This window comes from Flagellimonas sp., assembly GCF_965215805.1.
Taxonomy (GTDB): domain Bacteria; phylum Bacteroidota; class Bacteroidia; order Flavobacteriales; family Flavobacteriaceae; genus Flagellimonas.
The window spans coordinates 1,953,472-1,973,871 of sequence record NZ_OZ244124.1 but is presented as its reverse complement, the minus strand read 5'-3'; the positions used below and the strand labels follow the sequence as shown (position 1 = coordinate 1,973,871).

General features: G+C 42.6%; 19 protein-coding genes. 6 read left to right on the top strand and 13 right to left on the bottom strand.

The window, feature by feature from the left end:
* Nucleotides 1-12: 12 nt before the first annotated feature.
* Complete coding sequence (locus ACOOE0_RS08705) at nucleotides 13-801, bottom strand: universal stress protein (RefSeq protein WP_420402082.1); 789 nt, start codon at nucleotides 799-801, stop codon at nucleotides 13-15.
* A gap of 250 nt (nucleotides 802-1,051) precedes the next feature.
* Between ACOOE0_RS08705 and ACOOE0_RS08700 the strand changes: the two genes are divergently transcribed.
* Nucleotides 1,052-1,750: a DUF2490 domain-containing protein gene (locus ACOOE0_RS08700; RefSeq protein WP_420402081.1), complete on the top strand. Its 699-nt coding sequence runs from the start codon at nucleotides 1,052-1,054 to the stop codon at nucleotides 1,748-1,750.
* Between the two features lie 106 nt (nucleotides 1,751-1,856).
* Nucleotides 1,857-2,582, top strand: a complete 726-nt coding sequence (locus ACOOE0_RS08695; protein WP_420402080.1) for an energy transducer TonB — start codon at nucleotides 1,857-1,859, stop codon at nucleotides 2,580-2,582.
* Nucleotides 2,583-2,625: 43 nt separating this feature from the next.
* Here the strand turns inward: ACOOE0_RS08695 and ACOOE0_RS08690 are convergent, their stop codons facing one another.
* Entirely contained in the window at nucleotides 2,626-3,822 is a 1,197-nt protein-coding gene (locus ACOOE0_RS08690; RefSeq protein WP_420402079.1) for a succinylglutamate desuccinylase/aspartoacylase family protein, read from the bottom strand.
* Between the two features lie 2 nt (nucleotides 3,823-3,824).
* Entirely contained in the window at nucleotides 3,825-5,672 is a 1,848-nt protein-coding gene (locus ACOOE0_RS08685; RefSeq protein WP_420402078.1) for a CBS domain-containing protein, read from the bottom strand.
* A 157-nt stretch (nucleotides 5,673-5,829) separates the two neighbouring features.
* On the opposite strand from ACOOE0_RS08685, the gene hemN reads away from it, so the two are divergent.
* Nucleotides 5,830-7,188 (top strand): oxygen-independent coproporphyrinogen III oxidase, encoded by a 1,359-nt coding sequence (gene hemN, locus ACOOE0_RS08680; RefSeq protein ID WP_420402077.1) that lies wholly within the window; start codon nucleotides 5,830-5,832, stop codon nucleotides 7,186-7,188.
* Between the two features lie 18 nt (nucleotides 7,189-7,206).
* Nucleotides 7,207-8,028: a universal stress protein gene (locus ACOOE0_RS08675; RefSeq protein ID WP_420402076.1), complete on the top strand. Its 822-nt coding sequence runs from the start codon at nucleotides 7,207-7,209 to the stop codon at nucleotides 8,026-8,028.
* Between the two features lie 86 nt (nucleotides 8,029-8,114).
* Here ACOOE0_RS08675 and ACOOE0_RS08670 read toward each other — a convergent pair whose 3' ends face one another.
* The 10 genes from ACOOE0_RS08670 to ACOOE0_RS08625 all read right to left on the bottom strand — a co-directional run bounded on the left by ACOOE0_RS08670 (nucleotide 8,115) and on the right by ACOOE0_RS08625 (nucleotide 18,595).
* Nucleotides 8,115-9,383: an acetyl-CoA hydrolase/transferase family protein gene (locus ACOOE0_RS08670; protein ID WP_420402075.1), complete on the bottom strand. Its 1,269-nt coding sequence runs from the start codon at nucleotides 9,381-9,383 to the stop codon at nucleotides 8,115-8,117.
* A 13-nt stretch (nucleotides 9,384-9,396) separates the two neighbouring features.
* Entirely contained in the window at nucleotides 9,397-10,107 is a 711-nt protein-coding gene (locus tag ACOOE0_RS08665) for a sulfite exporter TauE/SafE family protein (protein ID WP_420402074.1), read from the bottom strand.
* Nucleotides 10,108-10,110: 3 nt separating this feature from the next.
* Nucleotides 10,111-10,557 carry a FixH family protein gene (locus tag ACOOE0_RS08660; RefSeq protein ID WP_420402073.1) on the bottom strand — a complete coding sequence of 149 codons (447 nt, stop codon included), beginning with the start codon at nucleotides 10,555-10,557 and terminating at the stop codon, nucleotides 10,111-10,113.
* A gap of 23 nt (nucleotides 10,558-10,580) precedes the next feature.
* A complete protein-coding gene (ccoG, locus tag ACOOE0_RS08655) occupies nucleotides 10,581-11,990 on the bottom strand; it encodes a cytochrome c oxidase accessory protein CcoG (RefSeq protein ID WP_420402072.1) in 1,410 nt (469 codons plus the stop codon).
* Between the two features lie 66 nt (nucleotides 11,991-12,056).
* Nucleotides 12,057-13,010, bottom strand: coding sequence for a cbb3-type cytochrome c oxidase N-terminal domain-containing protein (locus tag ACOOE0_RS08650; RefSeq protein WP_420402071.1), 954 nt, complete (start codon nucleotides 13,008-13,010; stop codon nucleotides 12,057-12,059).
* Nucleotides 13,011-13,014: 4 nt separating this feature from the next.
* Nucleotides 13,015-13,200 (bottom strand): CcoQ/FixQ family Cbb3-type cytochrome c oxidase assembly chaperone, encoded by a 186-nt coding sequence (locus tag ACOOE0_RS08645; RefSeq protein ID WP_138835662.1) that lies wholly within the window; start codon nucleotides 13,198-13,200, stop codon nucleotides 13,015-13,017.
* Between the two features lie 74 nt (nucleotides 13,201-13,274).
* Nucleotides 13,275-15,479, bottom strand: a complete 2,205-nt coding sequence (ccoN, locus tag ACOOE0_RS08640) for a cytochrome-c oxidase, cbb3-type subunit I (RefSeq protein ID WP_420402070.1) — start codon at nucleotides 15,477-15,479, stop codon at nucleotides 13,275-13,277.
* Nucleotides 15,480-15,481: 2 nt separating this feature from the next.
* Nucleotides 15,482-15,691 (bottom strand): cbb3-type cytochrome oxidase assembly protein CcoS, encoded by a 210-nt coding sequence (ccoS, locus tag ACOOE0_RS08635; RefSeq protein WP_420402069.1) that lies wholly within the window; start codon nucleotides 15,689-15,691, stop codon nucleotides 15,482-15,484.
* 66 nt (nucleotides 15,692-15,757) lie between these two features.
* Nucleotides 15,758-16,207: a hypothetical protein gene (locus ACOOE0_RS08630; protein WP_420402068.1), complete on the bottom strand. Its 450-nt coding sequence runs from the start codon at nucleotides 16,205-16,207 to the stop codon at nucleotides 15,758-15,760.
* Nucleotides 16,208-16,210: 3 nt separating this feature from the next.
* A complete protein-coding gene (locus tag ACOOE0_RS08625; protein WP_420402067.1) occupies nucleotides 16,211-18,595 on the bottom strand; it encodes a heavy metal translocating P-type ATPase in 2,385 nt (794 codons plus the stop codon).
* Between the two features lie 119 nt (nucleotides 18,596-18,714).
* On the opposite strand from ACOOE0_RS08625, the gene ACOOE0_RS08620 reads away from it, so the two are divergent.
* Together ACOOE0_RS08620 and ACOOE0_RS08615 are read left to right on the top strand one after the other, a co-directional pair.
* Nucleotides 18,715-19,404, top strand: a complete 690-nt coding sequence (locus ACOOE0_RS08620; protein ID WP_420402066.1) for a Crp/Fnr family transcriptional regulator — start codon at nucleotides 18,715-18,717, stop codon at nucleotides 19,402-19,404.
* An 85-nt stretch (nucleotides 19,405-19,489) separates the two neighbouring features.
* Nucleotides 19,490-20,395: a universal stress protein gene (locus ACOOE0_RS08615; protein WP_420402065.1), complete on the top strand. Its 906-nt coding sequence runs from the start codon at nucleotides 19,490-19,492 to the stop codon at nucleotides 20,393-20,395.
* The last annotated feature ends 5 nt before the right edge of the window (nucleotides 20,396-20,400 follow it).

Here is a 20,400-nt window from a genome sequence, read left to right as displayed (position 1 = left end):
TTGGGACAATCATCAATCCAAGGTCAAAACAGGAATCTCGGAGTGAAGGGTCAACAACTTTGTCAATCTACCTTCTGATGGGGTGCTCATTTGGGTATGGTTTCTGGGCAGAATTGCCAAAAGATCAATATTCTTTTTGTTGATGTATTCCAAAATGCCCTCTTCCACATCCTGGTTTTTACTAAAGGCGTGTTCTTCGTAAAAATGCTCCAAATAATACTCCAAAAGGTTCTCCGTGCTGTCTACAATGGATTCTTCTGCATATACCGATTCCCTGTAAATGGTCAAGGCATGTACTCTTGAGTCAAAAGTTCTTGCTACATCCAAAAGGGTCTTCAATACTTCCTTATCATCAATTTCTTCACGGCCCATCACCAGAGCAATATCTTTTGGCTCTCTGATCGGAGTTCCGAAGGGAACCGAGATTACCGGGCAATTGGCTTCCAAAACCAAACGTGAGGTGTTGGTTATGGCCTCATCCGTCACCTTGTCCCCCATGGTTCCCATCAATATTAGATCGGAGCCATTGGTATTATGCCACTCCAAGATGGATTCAATAAGATTACCCGTAACGGTACTAAATGAAGGTGGTGTTTTGATTTTGGCATTAAAGGATTTCACAACCTGACCAAAATCCAATTTCAGGGTTTTTTCCTGACCTTCCGTTATCGGCATGGCCGAAACATATAAGGCTTGAAGTTCTATATTGCGCGTTGGCCCAACAAAAACAGTGGCATATTCCAATGCATTTATGGAAGCCTCTGAGAAATCGAACGGGATTAAAATTTTCTGAATACTCATACCTATAAAATTTAAATGACTTAAAATCTTTGATTCAAAATTAGAATGCGCCACTCACCTAAAACATGACAGAAATCAGGTTTGGACTTTTATTACGTTAAGGCTACGTTAACCCGCATTTTTTGATCAAGTATTACCAGATTTTCACATAATCCATATTGAGGCTGAAATTCATCGGGAACTGACAAGTATCATATTTTGGGCTAGTTCAAAAACCCACCTTTGCACTGCAATCTCCTAAGCCAACTCCATGAGGTTTATCCGCCTTTTATACCTCCTTTCTTGTATTCTTTTCCAAAGTGTGCTTAGCTCTCAAACTTTTGATGAGCATGGTTCGGGTTCTTGGCTGGAATTTTCCGGAACTAATAAGATAGATGAGAAATGGAGTATTCCCCTGGCGGGAATTTTAAGGCATCACGAGCCATTTGAAGTTTATGATTTCTCTTTTATTAGGACAGGAGTTTCCTATCATATGAGCAATTCCATCATTCTTACAGGAGGTGTAGCCTATGTTAATTCCAAATCGTATTTGGATTCCGGTGAAGCATCCTTGACCTTCCAATATTGGTTATACGAGGAATTTACTTGGAAGAATAGATTCAGTCTGAATTCCTTGTCGCATAGATGGAGGCTTGAAAACAGGTGGATCCATAATCATGGCCAAACCCATTTTAATAATAGGTTTCGCTACCGATTGCAGTTCCAAAGACCCATTTACGGAAAGACCTTTGTAAAATCGTCCAACGAGGTTTTTGTAAATCTGGATGGGGTCTTTTTTAACCAAAATAGATTGTATATCGGTATAGGGAGGGAGTTATCCCCAGACTTGAAGATTGAATTAGGCTATTTGAAAAATCATTTTCAAACTTCACACCACAACGCTATTCTTATGGGGATTACTTTCGCCACGGATTTTACCCGTCAAGATTTGGTTGAAATTAAAAAATAACCAGAAACACCCCCTCTCAATTATCATATTTATAATTATTATGACTATTATCATGTTTTTTGACAAAGTAGCTGTCTAATTTTATTTCAGTTAAATACGTTAAGTCATGAAACCTAAAAAGAACCCTAATGCAGATATTGGCCGCAATAGTAGCCTTTATTTTATGATAGGTTTGACCTCGGTTTTGTTTGTAACATGGCAATCATTTGAGGTCAAGACCTACGACAAGGAAACGAACGTTTCGGAAGTGGTTCAAGTGATGGACGATCTTAAGGAAGATGTCCCCATTACCGAAATGGTTCGTACAACAACGCCACCCCCTCCACCATCAGCTCCTGATGTAATTGAAATTGTGGAAGACGTTGAAGACATTGAGGAAACCCTGATTGAAAGTACAGAAAGTAACCAGGATGCCTTTATTGAGGATGTGGTCATAGCCATCGAAGATGTCAACGTTGGCGAAGTGGAGGAAGAAGAAATTATCCCATTTGCCTTGATAGAACATGTACCTGTTTTCCCTGGTTGCGAAAACTTAAGCACCGAGGAAGAGCGTAAAGCGTGTTTTAACCAAAAGGTACAGGAGCATGTTAGAAATACCTTCCAATATCCCAAAACGGCGCTTGAAATGGGAATAACTGGGAAAGTATTTGTGCAGTTCGTGATTGATTCCAACGGTCGGGTTGCCCATATAAAACAACGGGGGCCGGATAGGTTATTGGAACAGGAAGCTGTAAGGATCATATCTGCTCTTCCACAGGTTAAGCCGGGTATACAAAGAGGCAAGCCCACCAAGGTTACCTACGCTATTCCGATTACTTTTAAAATGTTATAGACACCTAACTTGAAAAACTCCTGTTTAAAACAGGAGTTTTTTTTTAGTACCACCCTGAACCTTTATACTCCAAATTTCTAGATGCCATTTCCCTACTTTTCACCACCAAATGGGTCCTGTCCAATTGGCGGGTGCGGTATCCCAATAAATGGAAAAAGGACTTGGCCAAAAACTTGGCAATACGTTGATCTACCAACAGACCATCTTTTTGCTTGGAACTCCATTGGATTCCTGGAAGGCAAACCAACAAGTGATCCATTTTGAACTTCCTCAATCCCTTGGAAATCAATAGTAACACCAGAGGTATGGATTTAATATAATAGAATCCTTCACTGCCCAACTTTTGGTATAAGGGCATAAAAATCTGTCGTTTCCGCTGGGTCATGATCTTGTTGCCATTGTCCATGGCAATAGCAGTTCCCCTAGGAATCTTTTGGAAATTCTTGAACCCAGGCCGCATCTCAAATCCACCACTGTGTTGGATTTCATGCTGGTAATAAATCTCATAAAACTTGCTTGAAACCATACTGGAGTCGGCTATCTCCATCCTCAATTTTGCCAGCTCCGCTGGAGCATATGCAACCAGCTCGGTAATTCCTAAAGTATAGTGGATAAAATGGGTACAATTCCGAATGGAAACAACATCGTCATGTTGACCGCTTTCATATCCAAGGGATACATAACCCAACTCATTGATATAGCTTAACAAAGCGCCTACCAAATACTCCTCTATCCCCAAAATAGTGGGCAAGGGATATTGGGAAGCAAATTTTCGGTTGAGCAAACTGTCATTCAAGACCATAAAGGGTGAGGTGTCACTGGAGGTGGTATGCAGATCAATAAAATAAAAAGGTGGTTGATTTTGCTCAAGAATTGCTTGCAACAGCTTATAAAGCTCAATCATTTCCTGTTCATCCTTGGAAATCCCATCATCATTTTGAAGTGTTTGCTGTAGGTTTTCCGTTGTCCAAATCCGGTTCAGGTCCTTTTCCACAAAACGCGCCTGTTGCTCCAAGGCTTGCAGATTACCCGCTATGGCGTAGAGTTGTCCACGAATTGGCGTTTGACGAAGTTTCAGTTCACGGATTACATGCTTTAAGGCAAAAACTCCTGCTGGTTCATTACCATGTATGCCTGCAAAAAAGACCAAAGTGGGACCGTCTTCATCCCCTTTTAAATGTCCGATTATGCGGTCAACTTCCAAGGTTTCCTGTAGCGCATTACTGTATACTTTGGCCATAGTTATAAATCAACCTTGCTTATGATTCCAACAAGATGGGAGCCCACACAAACAGGCAAGCTTCCTATTTGATACTCCTCCATTAGTTTTTTGGCGGTTTCTATTTTGGTGCGTGGCTGCACCGTGACCACTTTATGTATCATAAAATCTGAAACAAGGGCATTGTTTTCCTCTTTGTCGTGTTCCAACTCGGCAATATGGCTCCAGGTCAAAAGTCCCGAAAGTTCCCCACGACTATTTTCCACGGGAATGTGATGAATATTGTTCCATTGCATGATGGATACGGCCAAATTGGCGTAATCATTCTCATAAAGTTTGATAAGTCGCGTAGACATGATCTGTCCTACCCAGAGATAGGGCTCTGCCGCCGATTGCTTCTCATTGATCATGGCCCATTCATGAACGGGCATGTTTTTCTTTTGATTTTCATGCATGGCCTCGGTCAACTTGACCAAAACCGAATCCAGCTTCATTTCCTTTCGTAATCTCCTAAAATTCTTCACTTGCCATTCTGCTCCGGTTCCCATTTTTGTGCGGTTTTCAATCACCCCAAGTAGGCGTTCCACATCTTTGGAATCCACTCCATAATCCAATAAGCCTTTTTTTGCGATGGGAAGAAACTCCTTTACTATCAGCTTTTTTAAGGTCACGGTTTTTCCCAACCAGGAAAGCACTGTTTGCCTTCCTGTTATCGCAGATTTGATAAAATTGTGCTTGGCCTCTTTAAAGTCCATAATGGCGGACATGTTATCATACTTCTTGGGCCTTCCAACCATTAATCCTACCCAAAAGGCAAAATTGGCCATCTCGTCCATAACTGAAGGACCTGATGGAATATATCGGTTTTCAATCCGTAAATGGGGTTTTCCATTGCCCACCCCATAGCACGGCCTGTTCCAACGGTATACTGTTCCATTAAATAGATTGAGGGCTTCAAGTTTGGGAATGGCCCCATTTTCCAAAAGCTCCAAAGAATTTTGTTCGATGGGTTTGGTCAACAGGATTCGATGGGTAGAGATATCTTCCTTAAAAATCTCAGCCACGGATTCCTCCTGCCAATGATTTCCAAAACCTACCCTGGCCACTTGTTCCTTTAGGGCGTAAGACCACTTTCGGGTGTCCAAACTTTGTTGGAACAAAGCAATTCTGGTTTCTTTCCATAACTCCCTTCCCATCAATAAAGGAGAATTGCTGCACACACCCAATACAGGTCCTGCAATAGCCTGGGCCCAATTATAGCTTGGGATAAAATCCTTTTGGGGAATTTGGAGGTGCAGTTGAAAACTGGTATTGCAAGCCTCAAACAGCACAGAATCATGACGCAAGGTCAGTTCGTCCACGCCCCTAATTTTTAAGGCAAAATGATCCCCCCTACATTGGGTCAATACCTCGTTCAATTTATGATATCTCGGAATTGGGGTCATAAAATCTATCCCCAGTTCATTTTTACTGATGGTGGGTAAAATCCCCGTTAAGACGATCTTAATTCCCAGTTTCTCTGCTTTGGATTTCGCTCTTTCCAGCAAATTGGTCAATTGGGACTCCACTCTGGAGAAGCAATTGTCTTTGAGTACAAAAGGATCCAGATTGATCTCCAAATTGTAATTGGCGAGTTCCGTTGTAAAATGACCGTCATTGATCGCATCCAAAAGTCGAATGGACTCCCCGGAAGGGCGATAATCTTCATCGACCAAACACAACTCTTGCTCCGCACCAATACGGACCACATCACTCTCTATAAGATTATTGCCCAAGATTTGTTCCAAGGCCTTGAGGTCATCCAACAAATGCTTTACAAAAGCTTTGCGCTCTTCTTGATCAAACTTGCTATCTGGAATACGTTCACCCATTTAAAGTAAAATGTCTTTGATCGGTACGGTATAAAACTACAATCCCAGCTACTGTTAAAACATGATACTTGTCAGTCCCATTTGGTTTCTTACTGATATTTATCATGTTTTTTGAGCATGCCCAGGGGTAATTTTGAACTATAAATACTAAACCCCTATGTGTCATCTAGTCCAAAAATATAATGTCCCTGGCCCAAGGTATACGAGCTATCCAACGGTACCTTACTGGGACATAGAATCCTTCTCCGGAAAGCAATGGAAAAATAGCGTTCTGAGAGCGTACAAAGAATCTGAGGAAGAAGGAATAAGTCTATATATTCACCTTCCTTATTGTGAGAGCATGTGCACTTTTTGTGGCTGTCATAAACGGATTACCAAAAGGCATGAAGTAGAACTTCCGTATATACAATCCGTTCTCAAGGAATGGCAATTATACTGTGATATATTGGGTTCCAAGCCTATCATCAAAGAAATTCATCTGGGTGGAGGCACCCCAACTTTTTTCTCCCCTGAACACTTAAAGATGTTGGTCAAGGGAATTCTACGGTTGGGAAGTAAGGCGGAACATCCAGAATTTAGTTTTGAAGGACATCCAAATAATACAACCAAAGCACACTTACAGGCTCTTTTTGATGTGGGGTTTAGAAGAGTCTGTTTAGGTGTGCAAGACTACAATTTAACGGTGCAAAAAGCCATCAACAGGATTCAACCTTTTGAGAATGTGAAGAAGGTTACCGAATGGGCCCGAGAAATTGGATACACTTCTGTTGGGCACGATATTATATACGGCTTACCATTTCAAACGCTGAAGGATGTTAAGCAGACCGTGACCATGACCAATGCACTGAAACCAGACCGTATTGCTTTCTATAGTTATGCCCATGTTCCTTGGATGAAGGGCAACGGGCAACGCGGATACAAGGAAAGTGACCTTCCTACTTCGGAAGTAAAAAAACAGCAGTACGAGCTTGGCAAAAATATGTTGACCGAATTCGGGTATAAAGATGTGGGAATGGACCACTTTGCATTGCCTACAGACAGTTTATTCCAAGCGATGGAAAATGGCACGCTCCACAGGAACTTTATGGGCTACACCCCGTCCAAAACCCAACTGATGATTGGGCTGGGGGTCTCCAGTATTAGCGATAGCTGGTATGGATTTGCCCAAAACGTGAAGAGCATTGAAGAATACCAACATCTGGTAACCCATGGGGTAATTCCCATTTTTAGGGGCCATGTGTTGAACGAGGAAGACGAAATTATACGAAGACATATCCTAAATCTCATGTGCCAGTTTGAGACCGCTTGGGAACTGGGAGAAACACAAACCATAGATTTTGAAAGAATCATTGAGAACCTTACCGAATTGGAGTTGGACGGATTGGTGGATATTGGAACCAACCAGATAAAAGTAACTCCTAAAGGAAGACCATTTATTCGGAATATCAGTATGGCCTTTGACTTAAAACTACATCGCAAAAAGCCAGAGACCCGACTGTTTTCCATGACCGTTTAACCATTAAAATAAAATCAGATGAAAAGTATTATTGTACCTGTAGATTTTTCGAAGCAAAGCGAACAAGCTCTAAAAGTAGCGGCCGGTCTTGCCAAAACACATGGATCTGAACTTTTGGTACTCCATATGTTGGAACTCTCACCAGCTATCATGGCCGATTCTGGATATGTGTCCCAAGAACAAATTGTTCATCTGATCAAAATTGGTGAAAAACGCTTTAATGACTTTTTGGACAAACCTTATTTAAAAGGTGTCAACATCATACCCGTAATTAAGCACTATAAAGTATTTAGTGAGATAAGTGACGTTGCCGAGAAGCACAATGCTGAGCTTATAGTTATGGGATCACATGGAACGGATGGTTTACAAGAAATCTTTTTTGGTTCCAATACCGAACGTGTGGTCAGAACTTCGGATATACCCGTTTTGGTCATAAAAGGGGATATTGAAAAATTTAGGCCTGAACGATTTGTCTTTGCCTGCGATTTTAAGGAGGAAAGTGTTCCTGCCCTCCAAAAAGCAATGGAAATGGCCAAACTCTTAAAATCCCAACTGTATCCGGTGTATATCAATACCCCTGGAGATGAATTCTTGAGTACGGAAGATGCTTATAACCGGGTATCCAAATTCCTGAATCTAGCAAAGGTTGGACTGGAGGTTCAAATTTACAATGACTATACTGTAGAAAAAGGGGTATTAAATTATAGTGAGTCAGTAGCCGCTGACCTCATAGGAATACCAACCCATGGTAGAAAAGGATTGTCCCACTTCTTTATGGGAAGTATAGGTGAAAATATTGCCAATCATTCCAATACGGCTGTTGTAACCTTTAAAATTTGATTGATTGGTATTTGATTGGGTTTTACATGATGGAAAAAGGGGAGTTTTTAACTCCCCTTTTTTTATTCTATATGTTTTAAAGCCAGCTACTGATGGAACCTTTCATAAGCCGCTGCTTCCAACGCTTCCCTATGATCAGGATGCGCAATGGAAGTCAAAGCCTTTGCCCTTTGTTGTAGATTTTTTCCATAAAGATTGACCACACCATATTCCGTGGCCACATAATGAACGTGTGCCCTGGTAGTGGTGACACCCGCGCCTTCCCTTAGAAAAGGCACAATCTTGGAAACACCCTTTTTGGTCGCTGCAGACATGGCAAAAATGGGCTTACCTCCTTCTGAAAGGGAAGCCCCTCGGATGAAATCCATCTGGCCACCAACCCCTGAAAACTGGTAGCTTCCAATGGTATCCGCACAGACCTGACCGGTAAGGTCAATTTCGATGGCGCTGTTTATGGCCGTCACCTTGGGGTTACGTCGAATTCTTGCCGTATCGTTCGTATAACCCGAATCCCTAAAATCACAAATGGGGTTATCATCAATGAAGTCATATAACTTTCGGGAACCCACGGCAAAGCAGCTAACAATTTTGCCCCGTTTTACGGCCTTGTCCTCCCCGGTTATTACCCCTTGCTCAATCAAGGGCAGTACCCCATCAGAAAACATCTCGGTATGGATGCCCAGACGTTTGTGGTTTTTTAGGTTGTCCAAAACCGCATTGGGGATGTTGCCAATACCCATTTGGAGGGTGGCTCCATCTTCTATCAAGGAAGCCACATTGGCCCCAATTTCATGCTCCAAATCCGAAATTATTCCTGGATTGTGTTCATGGATGGGTCGATTTACCTCAATGGCGAATTCAATTTCATCAATATGCACAATTCCCGTTCCATGCGTGCGCGGCACATACGGGTTGATCTGTGCTATGATTTTCTTTGCGGTCCTTACAGCAGGTAAGGCCACATCCACAGAAACACCCAGGGAACAATATCCATGTTTGTCCGGTTGGGAAACCTGCACAATGGCAACATCCAAAGGCAAAATATTGCGTTTGAACAACCAAGGTATCTCACTTAAAAAAATCGGGATATAACCCGCATTTGGGGTGTTCACACTTTTTCGAACATTCCCACCCACAAAACAGGAATTAAGATGGAAGGAATTGCAATAAGGTTCTTCCGTGTATTGAGCGCTTCCCTCTGTATGAATGGATACAATCTCCACGTTCTCAACCTCTTTATGGCGTTCACAAAGGGCGTCCACAAGTTCATTTGGGGTCATAGCCGCACCTTGAACAAAAACACGATCTCCTGATTTTATTAAGCCAACGGCTTCTTCTGCTGATGTTATTTTCACTTATTTTTTATTTCTAAGGTTGATGACATTCTATACTTGTTGATTCCATGTGGGCATTCATGGGTTTTGGGGAGACATAGGGAATTCCCAGTCCCATTCCCCTGATAATGAAAAGTGCCCCGATCAATACCACAAAAACCGGAATCAATCTGCGAATTTTGGATTTCATGGGAGTGCTTAAAATAGAACTTGAATATGCCGCCGTGGTCATTAAGGGTATGGTTCCCACCCCAAACAACATCATGTACAGTCCACCCTGCCATGCGTTGCCCAAAGCTATGGCGCCCAATAAGGCCATATACACCAATCCGCAAGGTAGGAACCCATTCAAAAAGCCAATGGTTAAAAAAGCATCTGGGGTCTTTTTTTGAAGTTCCTTACCCAATTTCGATTTTATTTTTCCCAAAAGGGTATAAATAGGTCTGGACAGTTTGTGGGCATCAAAAATCTTAGTGGGTACCAAGACCAAAAGAATCATCAAAACGCCCATTCCTATGGATAGTTTTTGCTGCATCCCAAAAAGGGAAAGTCCCTTGCCCAAAAATCCAAACAGCACCCCAATACTGGCATAAGCCAGTAATCTTCCCGAATGATATATAAAAAGCTGGCCTATTTTTTTGGTATTGCTTTCCCTATCCAACGGCAGCATAAAGGCAATGGGGCCACACATGCCCAAGCAGTGCAAGCTTCCCAAAAATCCCAATGCCAACGCCGATACCAACATGATCTAATAGGTCAATTTTTCTTTGTGCAAAAAGGTATTACCTTCATACGACCATTTTATGGCTATATCCCAGCGACCGCCCACCAAGCTATTGTCAGGTATGAGCAAATGTGTATTGGACAAACTTAAAGGAAAGTCAATATCCAAATGCTTGTTGGACGGTCTGTAAAGGGACACAGTGCCTTTAATTTTTTTATAGTCGAACTTTTCCGGGAAGCTAATTTTTAAACCTTCCCCAGTTTTTTCAATTTTCAATTGGGCGTTCATTTTGGCCGCGGAGTTGGATGCATCAATCTCTTTCTGATAGGCCAGTTCCTGTTTGTAATAATCATCAGTAACCAAATCGTGGTTGGCCCTATCATCTGTGCTCATCCGAACCACGAAATATAGAATAAAGGCAATGAATGCCACAAAACTCAATACGATTCCTGTTCCCCAATTGATTTTCATTTTTCTCGCTTTTAACCTTATGCCTAATTATAACTTCTTGGCGCCAAAAATTGAGCTACCGTGGTTTCTATAAGTTTATCCCCACTATAAACCCCTATTTTGAGCTTGTCTTTGTCCCCTGTCAATGCCGATGCATTGATCTCTATAAACAATGTTCCCTCTGCAAGCTCCTCGGCAGGGACCACAAATTGATCTTGGGAGACCATTTTTATTTCGCCTTTATGGGACAATAATTTAAAACTAACATTCTCAACATCCTTGGTGGTCTTATTGACCAACTTATAGGTATATACATTGCTGATGATGTTGTTTTCCTTTCTTTCATACAACTGCCCAGGCAGTCTGAGGACATTGGCCTCCAACTCATTTCTAAGGAACAGCATTCCGATCAAGATTCCGGTCAAGATGAACAAAACGGCCGTATAACCCTTCATTCTGGAGGTGAACTTGAACTTTTCCTTTTTGTTGATTTCATCCTCGCTCGCATACCGAATCAAGCCTTTGGGTTTGTTGATGCTTTCCATGATATGGTCACACTCATCAATACAAGCCGTACAGTTCACGCATTCCAGTTGGGTCCCATTTCTGATATCAATTCCAGTTGGGCATACATTCACACACTGAAAACAATCTATACAATCGCCGTGACCCAAGGCATCACGATTCTCATTCTTTCGGAATTTTTTGCGTCCTGCTTCTCCTTCTCCCCGCTTATGATCATAGGCCACAATAATGGATTTATCATCCAACAGAACACCTTGAAGTCTTCCATAAGGGCAGGCTATAATACATACCTGTTCCCTGAACCAGGCAAAAACGAAATAGAAAACTCCCGTAAAAATGAGCAAGGGCACCATGGTTCCCAAATGCGCCATTGGTCCATCCGTGATATAAGCAATCAATTTATCGCTCCCAATCAAATAGGCCAGAAATACATTGGCTATCAAAAAGGAAATGACAAAAAAGATGAACCATTTTAAAGAACGTTTCCAGATTTTTTTTGCATTCCATGGAGCTTTCTCCAAGCGGGTCTGGGCACCCCTATCTCCATCAATCCAGTATTCAATCCTACGGAAGACCATCTCCATAAAAATGGTCTGGGGGCATATCCATCCGCAAAAAATCCGACCATAAGCCACCGTAAAAAGGGCAATAAATATGACCCCAATGATCATGGAGATTACCACCAAATGAAAATCCTGTGGCCAGAATGGAAATCCAAAAATATTGAACCTCCGATCTAGTACATTGAACAACAGAAACTGGTGTCCCTGTATTTTGATGAAAGGAGAGGCAAACAAAAACAGCAATAGACCGTAGCTCACATATTTGCGATAATCATAAAAACGGCCACTCGGTTTTTTGGGATAGATCCATGCCCTTTTTCCTTCTTTGGTAATGGTTCCTATGGAATCCCTGAAATTTTCTTCCATTGCAATTTTGGTTATACCCCTTTGTCCTTAGGACATCTCCCCTTAAAAGACGAGTTTAGTATTCAACTATTCATTCATGGCTACATCCGTGGAATCCGAAACCTGCTCATTTGGAGCTTCTTCGGTTTCTACAGGTGCCAGAGCATCCGGATCTATCCAGATATCCCCTTCCGGAGCCTTGGGATTGGCCGGTGTGGTTCCGCCCATAGTCAATACATAACTGGCTACCTGGGCCATTTCAGCTGGCTTTAAGCTTTGCTTCCATGCCACCATTCCTTTACCATCACGACCACCTTCGGATATGGTGTTGAAGACATTTTTGATACCTCCACCCAAAATCCAGTATTCGTCCGTAAGGTTGGGTCCAATACCTCCTCCTCCATCAGCCATGTGGCATACCACACAGTTGTCTGTGAATATTTGCTTTCCAGCACTCAAATCAGCAGCGTCGGATAGAAATTCCACCGTATTGACATCCACCAAATCCTTTGCTGTTTTCTTGTATTCCTCAATGGCAATTTTGGCAGCAGCCACTTCCTGTTCGTACTCCATGGCCTGGTCGTAGTCGCCAATGATGTGGAAGCGAACCAAATACACAACACTAAAAATAATGGTGGCGTAAAACAAATATACCCACCAAGGAGGCAAAACATTGTCCAATTCACGGATGCCGTCGTAATTGTGGTCCATGATAATTTCACTTTCCCTTTCAATCTCACGGCTCTTGGTCAAACGTTTGTATATATTTTTGGCCCATGTCCATTCCGTCTTTTTGTTTTTGGAAGCCAAGTAATTGGCCTTCGCTTCTTCGGAAAGGGTTTGGAACATTACATTTTCAATGGACTTCAATATTAGCTCAATCGCAATCAAAATCATCAGGACCAACAACAGGAAAAACTGAGTGATCGGATATTCGATAATTGCGGGCTTGTCTCCTGAATCTATGAAGTATTCCATCAATCCGAAGATTAGAAAGAAGATTACTGGAATACGGATCCACCACGGTGTTCTTGTGCTCATAATATTATAGTTTGTTAGGTTGATCGTTATCTAAAGGCAATTCGCCCATCTCTTTGATATGTTCCTTGGTAGCGGTAAACACCCACCAAAACAAGGCAACAAAGAACACAAAGAAGATCATTAGCGATATCATGGGATAACTGGCTACCCCGTCTATGGTTTCCATGTGGTTTTTTACGAATTTCAACATAGCTTTTATAGATTTTTAGATGCTAGATGTCAGATGTCAGACGTAGGTCATTACTTGACAAGCATCCTGATTCTTTATTCTTTGTTCTGTGATAACAGTTCTTCAGTGTCTTGCATCTTTATGTCTGTGCCCAATCGCTGCAGATAGGCAATCAGAGCCACAATTTCACGATCTCGCATCTCTACAAAATCCTCTCCGTTGTCCGCCGCGTACTGCTTATCAGCTTCATAAGTTTTGGCAAATTCCGGGTCGGTGTAGAGATTTTTTTCAATGGCTTCGGCCTGCTCCGCCATGGATTGAGGTGCATTGGCTATATCCTCTTCCGTATACGGAACTCCAAGTTTGACCATGACCTCCATCTTGCTCTGCACTTGGCTTCGATCATGTTCATTTCTTACCAACCATTGATACGCTGGCATTATAGACCCTGATGAAGTACTTTGTGGATCGTACATATGGTTCAAATGCCAGTTGTCTGAGTATTTTCCTCCTATCCGAAGCAAATCGGGTCCAGTACGCTTACTACCCCATAAGAATGGGTGGTCGTAAACAAATTCCCCAGCCTTGGCATATTCACCGTAACGCTCCACTTCGCTTCTAAAAGGTCTGATCATTTGGGAGTGACATCCCACACAGCCTTCGCGGATATAGAGATCACGTCCTTCCAATTCCAAAGGGGTATATGGTTTTACACTGGTTATGGTCGGGATGTTGGATTTCACCAAAATTGTTGGTACAATTTGTATGATTCCCCCTATCAATATGGCAATTGTGGCCAAAATGGTCAACTGTACGGGTCTTCTTTCCAACCAGTTGTGGAAGGTTTCGCCAGCCACACGTCTTTTGGAAACCCTTGCCAAGGCAGGTGCTTCGGCCAATTCGTCTTCAACGCTGCTTCCTTTTCTTATGGTTACGACCACGTTGTATATCATGATCAACATACCCACAATAAACATGGTTCCCCCAATAGCTCTCATCCAGTACATGGGGATAATCTGGGTAACGGTCTCCAAGAAGTTACCGTATACCAAGCTACCATCCGGGTTAAATTCTTTCCACATCAAGGCTTGGGTAAACCCAGCCACATACATGGGCAATGCATATAGGATGATTCCCAAGGTGCCAATCCAGAAATGGAGATTGGCCAAGCCCTTGGAATGCAAGGTGGTCTTGAACATTTTGGGAACCAACCAATAGATCATCCCGAAGGTCAAGAATCCGTTCCAGGCCAAGGCCCCTACGTGTACATGGGCAATGATCCAATCACTAAAGTGGGCGATGGCATTTACGTTTTTCAAGGACAGCATGGGTCCTTCAAAAGTGGCCATACCGTAACCCGTGATGGCTACCACCATGAATTTCAGGGTGGCATCACTTCTTACTTTATCCCATACACCACGGAGGGTCAACAATCCATTGATCATACCACCCCAAGAAGGTGCAATCAGCATCACGGAGAAAACCACCCCAAGATTCTGTGCCCAATCAGGCAACGAGGAGTACAACAAGTGGTGCGGACCAGCCCAGATATAGATGAAAATCAAGGACCAAAAGTGAACGATGGAAAGCCTATAGGAATAAATAGGCCTGTTCGCTGCCTTTGGAACAAAATAATACATCAGCCCCAAGAAAGGCGTGGTCAGGAAGAATGCTACCGCATTATGTCCATACCACCACTGCACCAAGGCATCCTGAACCCCAGCATAAACCGAGTAGCTTTTTAAGGCGGACACGGGCAACTCCAAGCTATTGAAGATATGCAATACCGCTACCGTTACAAAAGTGGCCAGATAAAACCAAATAGCCACATACAAGTGACGCTGTCTACGCTTTAGGATGGTGGCAATCAAGTTCCAACCAAAGACTACCCAGATGACCGCAATGGCCAAATCTATGGGCCACTCAAGTTCTGCATATTCCTTGGAGGTGGTGTACCCCAATGGTAGTGTTATGGCTGCTGCCACAATGATCAATTGCCATCCCCAGAAGTTGATGTTACTCAGCGCATCACTGAACATTCTGGCTTTTAACAGCCGCTGGGTGGAATAATACACCCCGGCAAAAATGGCGTTCCCCACAAAAGCGAAAATTACCGCGTTGGTATGCAGGGGACGAATACGTCCAAAGCTCAACCATGAAATGCCGTCGGTGATGTTAGGGAACAAAAACATAAATGCCAGCAGGAGGCCCACCAACATTCCAACAACACCCCATAACATGGTGGCGTATAAAAACTTTTGTACGATTTTGTTGTCGTAATGAAATTGTTGTATTTCCATATTTATTGGTTTGTTCTTTTAGTTTGTGTGATTTCTGCTTTGTCTTTATCCAAATCGGATTCTTGATCCAAAAGTTCGTCTTCAAAAAGCATTCGGACAGAGGGAGTGTAGGCGTCATCGTACTGCCCACTCCTGACGGACAATACAAATGCGGCAAAGAAGACCAGCGCAACCGTAATGCTAATGGCCAACAACACATAAATAACACTCATACCTACCTGAATTTGGCTGTAAAACTACTGTCAGGCCCATTGGCAAAAAATGACATATATCAGTTTTTACAGCGATTTATATATTTCTTTTTTTTGGGCTTGCCGCCATAGCGTAACAAGCGCCGCAACTATGATCAAGTTCTTTCCAATATATTGTCCCAAAAGGGTCGGAATCCAAGGGGGATTTTGAAAAGAATCCATAGGAAACAGCAATAATGGAGTAAAGGTCAATATCATATGAACCATGGTGATGATCACTGCGCCCTTTCTCCACAGATTGAATACCAACAGAATGCCAATGGACACTTCCCAAAATGCCAATAAATTGATGGCAATACCATCTGAAAGTTGTCCAAACGTCAATTGATGAATGGTGTTCTTTGCCAAATCTTCGGCAGGACTCGTATCTGGAAAGAATTTTAAGGTCCCAAACCACAAATACACAATTCCAATACTGATAGCCAATACATTTGGCCCTATTCGCTCCCTTAGTTGGTTAATAAGTTTCTTGCTCATGACTTAGTTAGTTGGTTGGTTTAGTTTCCGTCCCAGAGCATTGGTCATTAAGGTAGTGAACAAAACAATGCTAATGGAACTCAAGGGCATTAAAATAGCAGCAATAACAGGTTGTAATTGACCTGTTACGGCAAAATAAAGCCCCACCACGTTATAGCAGAGGGACAGTACAAAGCTCATTTTAATCACTTGAATGGATTTTTTTGAAAGCTCCATAAAAGTGGACAGCTTGTTAAATTGGGAAGCGTCCAAAATCCCGTCACAGGCTGGTGAAAACACATTGATATCTTCCGAGACCGCAATGCCCACATCGCTTTGGGCCAAGGCCCCGGCATCATTGAGTCCGTCCCCCACCATCAATACTTTATGTTCTTTCTGTAGATGCTCTATATGCTGTAGCTTATCTTCAGGTTTCTGGTTAAAGTGCATCTGGGTCCTTACGGGAAGTATTTTTTGCAGCTGTTTGCGCTCCCCATCGTTATCACCCGATAAAACTCCTATTTGCATGGAACTCCCTAGTGACTGAAACACCTTGGAAACACCATCACGGTAACTGTTCTTGAAAACGAAACGCCCTTTAAAATCGTCATCCGTGCTTACGTAAACGGCCGTATCCGCTGTGGTGTGAACGGAATCCCTGCCCACGTAGCCCGCAGACCCAATTTTGATGGAATGTTGGTTGGCCCTACCTTCAATCCCCTTGCCCGTATGTTCTTGGAACTCATCCAACGTCATAATCGCGTTGGATTGCAAAATCCCATATAATGACCGACTCAACGGATGGTTGGATGCTCTCAGCGTGGTCTTGAGCAAAGCGATTTCTTCCGAGCTAAGTTCAACACCCTCATATAAGATGGCATCTTTTTTTGTTGTGGTAAGTGTTCCGGTTTTATCAAAAATAGCCGTATCAATCTTTGCCAAGCGCTCTATTACGTTGGTATTTTTCAGATACAATTTTTGCCGCCCAAATATGCGCAACATATTCCCCAAGGTAAAGGGGGCCGCCAAGGCAATGGCGCAAGGACAGGCAATAATCAGTACCGCGGTAAAAACGTTTAGTGCCATGCTAGGCTCGTATATCAACCAAAACAGGGTTGCTAAAGTGGCAATGGTCAATACACCTGCAGTAAACCGTTTCCCTATACTATCCGTTAAGGTTTGGAAGGCACTCGCCTTATCTTTGGAGAACACCGAATTGCCCCAAAGCTGGGTCAGATAGCTTTGGGATACGGATTTGAGCACCTCCACTTCCAAAAGTCCTGAGAGTTGCTTCCCCCCTGCAAAGAGTTTTTCTCCTGATTCCTTGAACACCGCTTGGGATTCCCCTGTTACAAAACTATAGTCAATTTGTGCAGATCCCTTCATCAAAATGCAATCCACGGGAATGATCTCATTGCTTCTGATCAAGAGCCTATCCCCCACCTTAACTTTATAGATTTGGATATTTTCTTCAGATTTGTCCTGATTCAGACGGGTAACGGCTATTGGAAAATAGGACTTATAGTCCCTCTCAAAAGAAAGAAAGGAGTAGGTTCTTTGTTGAAAGAATTTACCAAGGAGCAAAAAGAAAATCAATCCGGTCAGGCTATCAAAAAAACCGGAACCCAAATCAAAAATGATATCTACCGTACTTCTCAAGAACAAAGTGAGAACACCCAGGGCAATAGGCACATCAATGTTCAAAAGTTTGGAGCGCAAGCCCTTGTAGGCCGATATAAAATAATCTTGCGAAGCATAAAACACTACAGGTAAGGAAAAGGCAAACATCAACCAACGAAATACAGGTTTGTACTGCTCCAGCCAGAATTCCTCAACTTCAAAGTATTCAGGAAAAGACAAAAGCATCACATTGCCAAAGGCAAAACCTGCCACCCCCAACTTGTAGATCAAGGAACGGTCTTTCTTCTTTTCCTTTTTATCATACTCGTCCAGGGAAATATAAGGTTCATAACCAATGCTGCTCAGCATCAGCACCAAACCTTTTAGGGAAAACTCTTGTGAGGAATACGTAACTCGTAGCGTTTTCTTGGGAAAATCCACCTGGGAATTGGTGATAGCGGGATGAAGTCTATTTAAATTCTCCAGCACCCAAATACAGGAACTGCAATGAATGGACGGAATGCTCAGATTGATCACTTGGATGGCTTCCTCATTGAACTCCAACAGCTTTTCCACGATCTCTTGATTATCCAGAAAATCGTACTTGCTCCTTACTTCCTTTGGAGTGTTCCCAGCCTTGGCCTCAATTTCGTAGAAGTTGGAAAGGCCGTTTGAAGTAAAAATTTCATACACTGTTTTACAACCATGACAGCAGAAATCCCTCTCATCAAAACGCACCTTGTCCCTGCCACAGTCATCACCGCAATGATAACATGTCATATTTGCCATTTACATTTGCTTTACCTTTTGCAAATTTGGGACGCTAGTCTTATTAAAAATATGACATTTATCAGTTCTTGATCAATTGTTTAGCAGTAATTTTGTGCTATCAGGTAAAGCATCATAATATGGAAAGCAGGTGTGAAAATTGCATCATCAGACAGTTCAACGCGCTTAGGGCCATGAGCAAAGAGGAGTTGAAGAAAGTTTCCGATACCAAAACCACCAAAAAAATCAAGAAGGGCGAACCCTTATTTGAGGAAGGTGATAAACTCAATGGTGTTTTTTGCGTTCGAGATGGAGTATCCAAACTTTCCAAACTCAGCGCCAACGGAAAGGATCAAATTGTGAAATTGGCTACCAAAGGTGAGGTGATTGGACAACGATCCGTAATTGCCGAGGAAACCACCAATCTTTCTGCTGTTGCTGTCAACGATATGGAAGTTTGCTTTATCCCCAAGGAGAGCATTACACACACCCTACACAAAAACCCTGATTTTACCCTGGAAGTGCTCCGACACATGGCCCACGACTTAAAAGAGGCTGATGATGTAATCGTGAACATGTCCCAAAAAACAGTGAAGCAGCGTATTGCCGAAGCCTTTCTATACTTGAAAAACAATTTTGGTGAGGATGAAGAAGGATTTTTGGCCTTAACCCTTTCTCGAGAAGATATTTCCAATGTAGTTGGCACCGCCACGGAATCGGCCATCCGAATTATCTCCGAATTCAAGAAAAAAGGGTTGATCCACACCTCAGGTAAAAGAATCGGCATTAAGAACGAACGCAAGCTCGTAGAGCTTGTAGAAGGCTTCTAGACTACCCTTATTCCAAAAACTGACAATTGTCATAGTATCCCTTTTGGCGTTACGGTAATTTTACGCTATCGTTATTTTTATCCGAATGCAGAAAATATTAATACCCACAGATTTTTCAGATAATGCATGGAATGCCATTGATTATGCCATGCAATTGTTCAGAAACAGGAACTGCACCTTTTATCTACTGAATACCTACACCCCGGTTATTCCAAGTGGCCGATTCATGGCCAAAATGGTCAATGGGGTACGCATTGTGGATGCGGTTAGGGACGCTTCGGAAGAAGGGCTGCAAAAGACCGTGGATCGGATAAAGAGCAAATACCGAAATTCCAAACACAGCTTTGAGACCATTTCTTCCTTTAACCTGTTGACTGAGGAAATCAAGGATTTGGTGGATACCTTTGGGATACAATTGATCATAACCGGTACCAAAGGAGCCTCTGGTATAGAGGAGGTGTTTATGGGGAGCAATACGGTGCGCATCATCAAGAGCACCAAAAAATGTCCAGTTTTAGCCATTCCCCAACATTTTGATTTTATCACACCCACCGAAATAGCTTTTGCCACGGATTTTAACCGATTTTATTCCACCTCGGAACTGAATCCTTTGCTGGAATTAGCCCAAATGTTCCAGGCCACCATCCGAATCGTTCACGTGCAATACGGCATTAAGGCACTTTCAGAGCTACAGCAATTTAATCTGAACATGCTGCGCAGATATTTGAATGGAATGGAACATTATGTGCATACGGTTTCGGAACTGAACTCCGTATCCAAGACCCTGGAGCTATTCTCGCAGGAACTTAACATTCACCTGCTGGCCATGCTCAATTACCAACATAGCTACTTGGAGCAAATGACCCGCGAGCCCATTGTTAAGCGCACCGCTTTCCATACGCAGACCCCATTATTGGTTATACCTGAGCTAGGTATGGAGGGAATTGCCAAGGACAATCCGCGAAAGATGGATGAAGTTGTTGAAAATTAGGAATC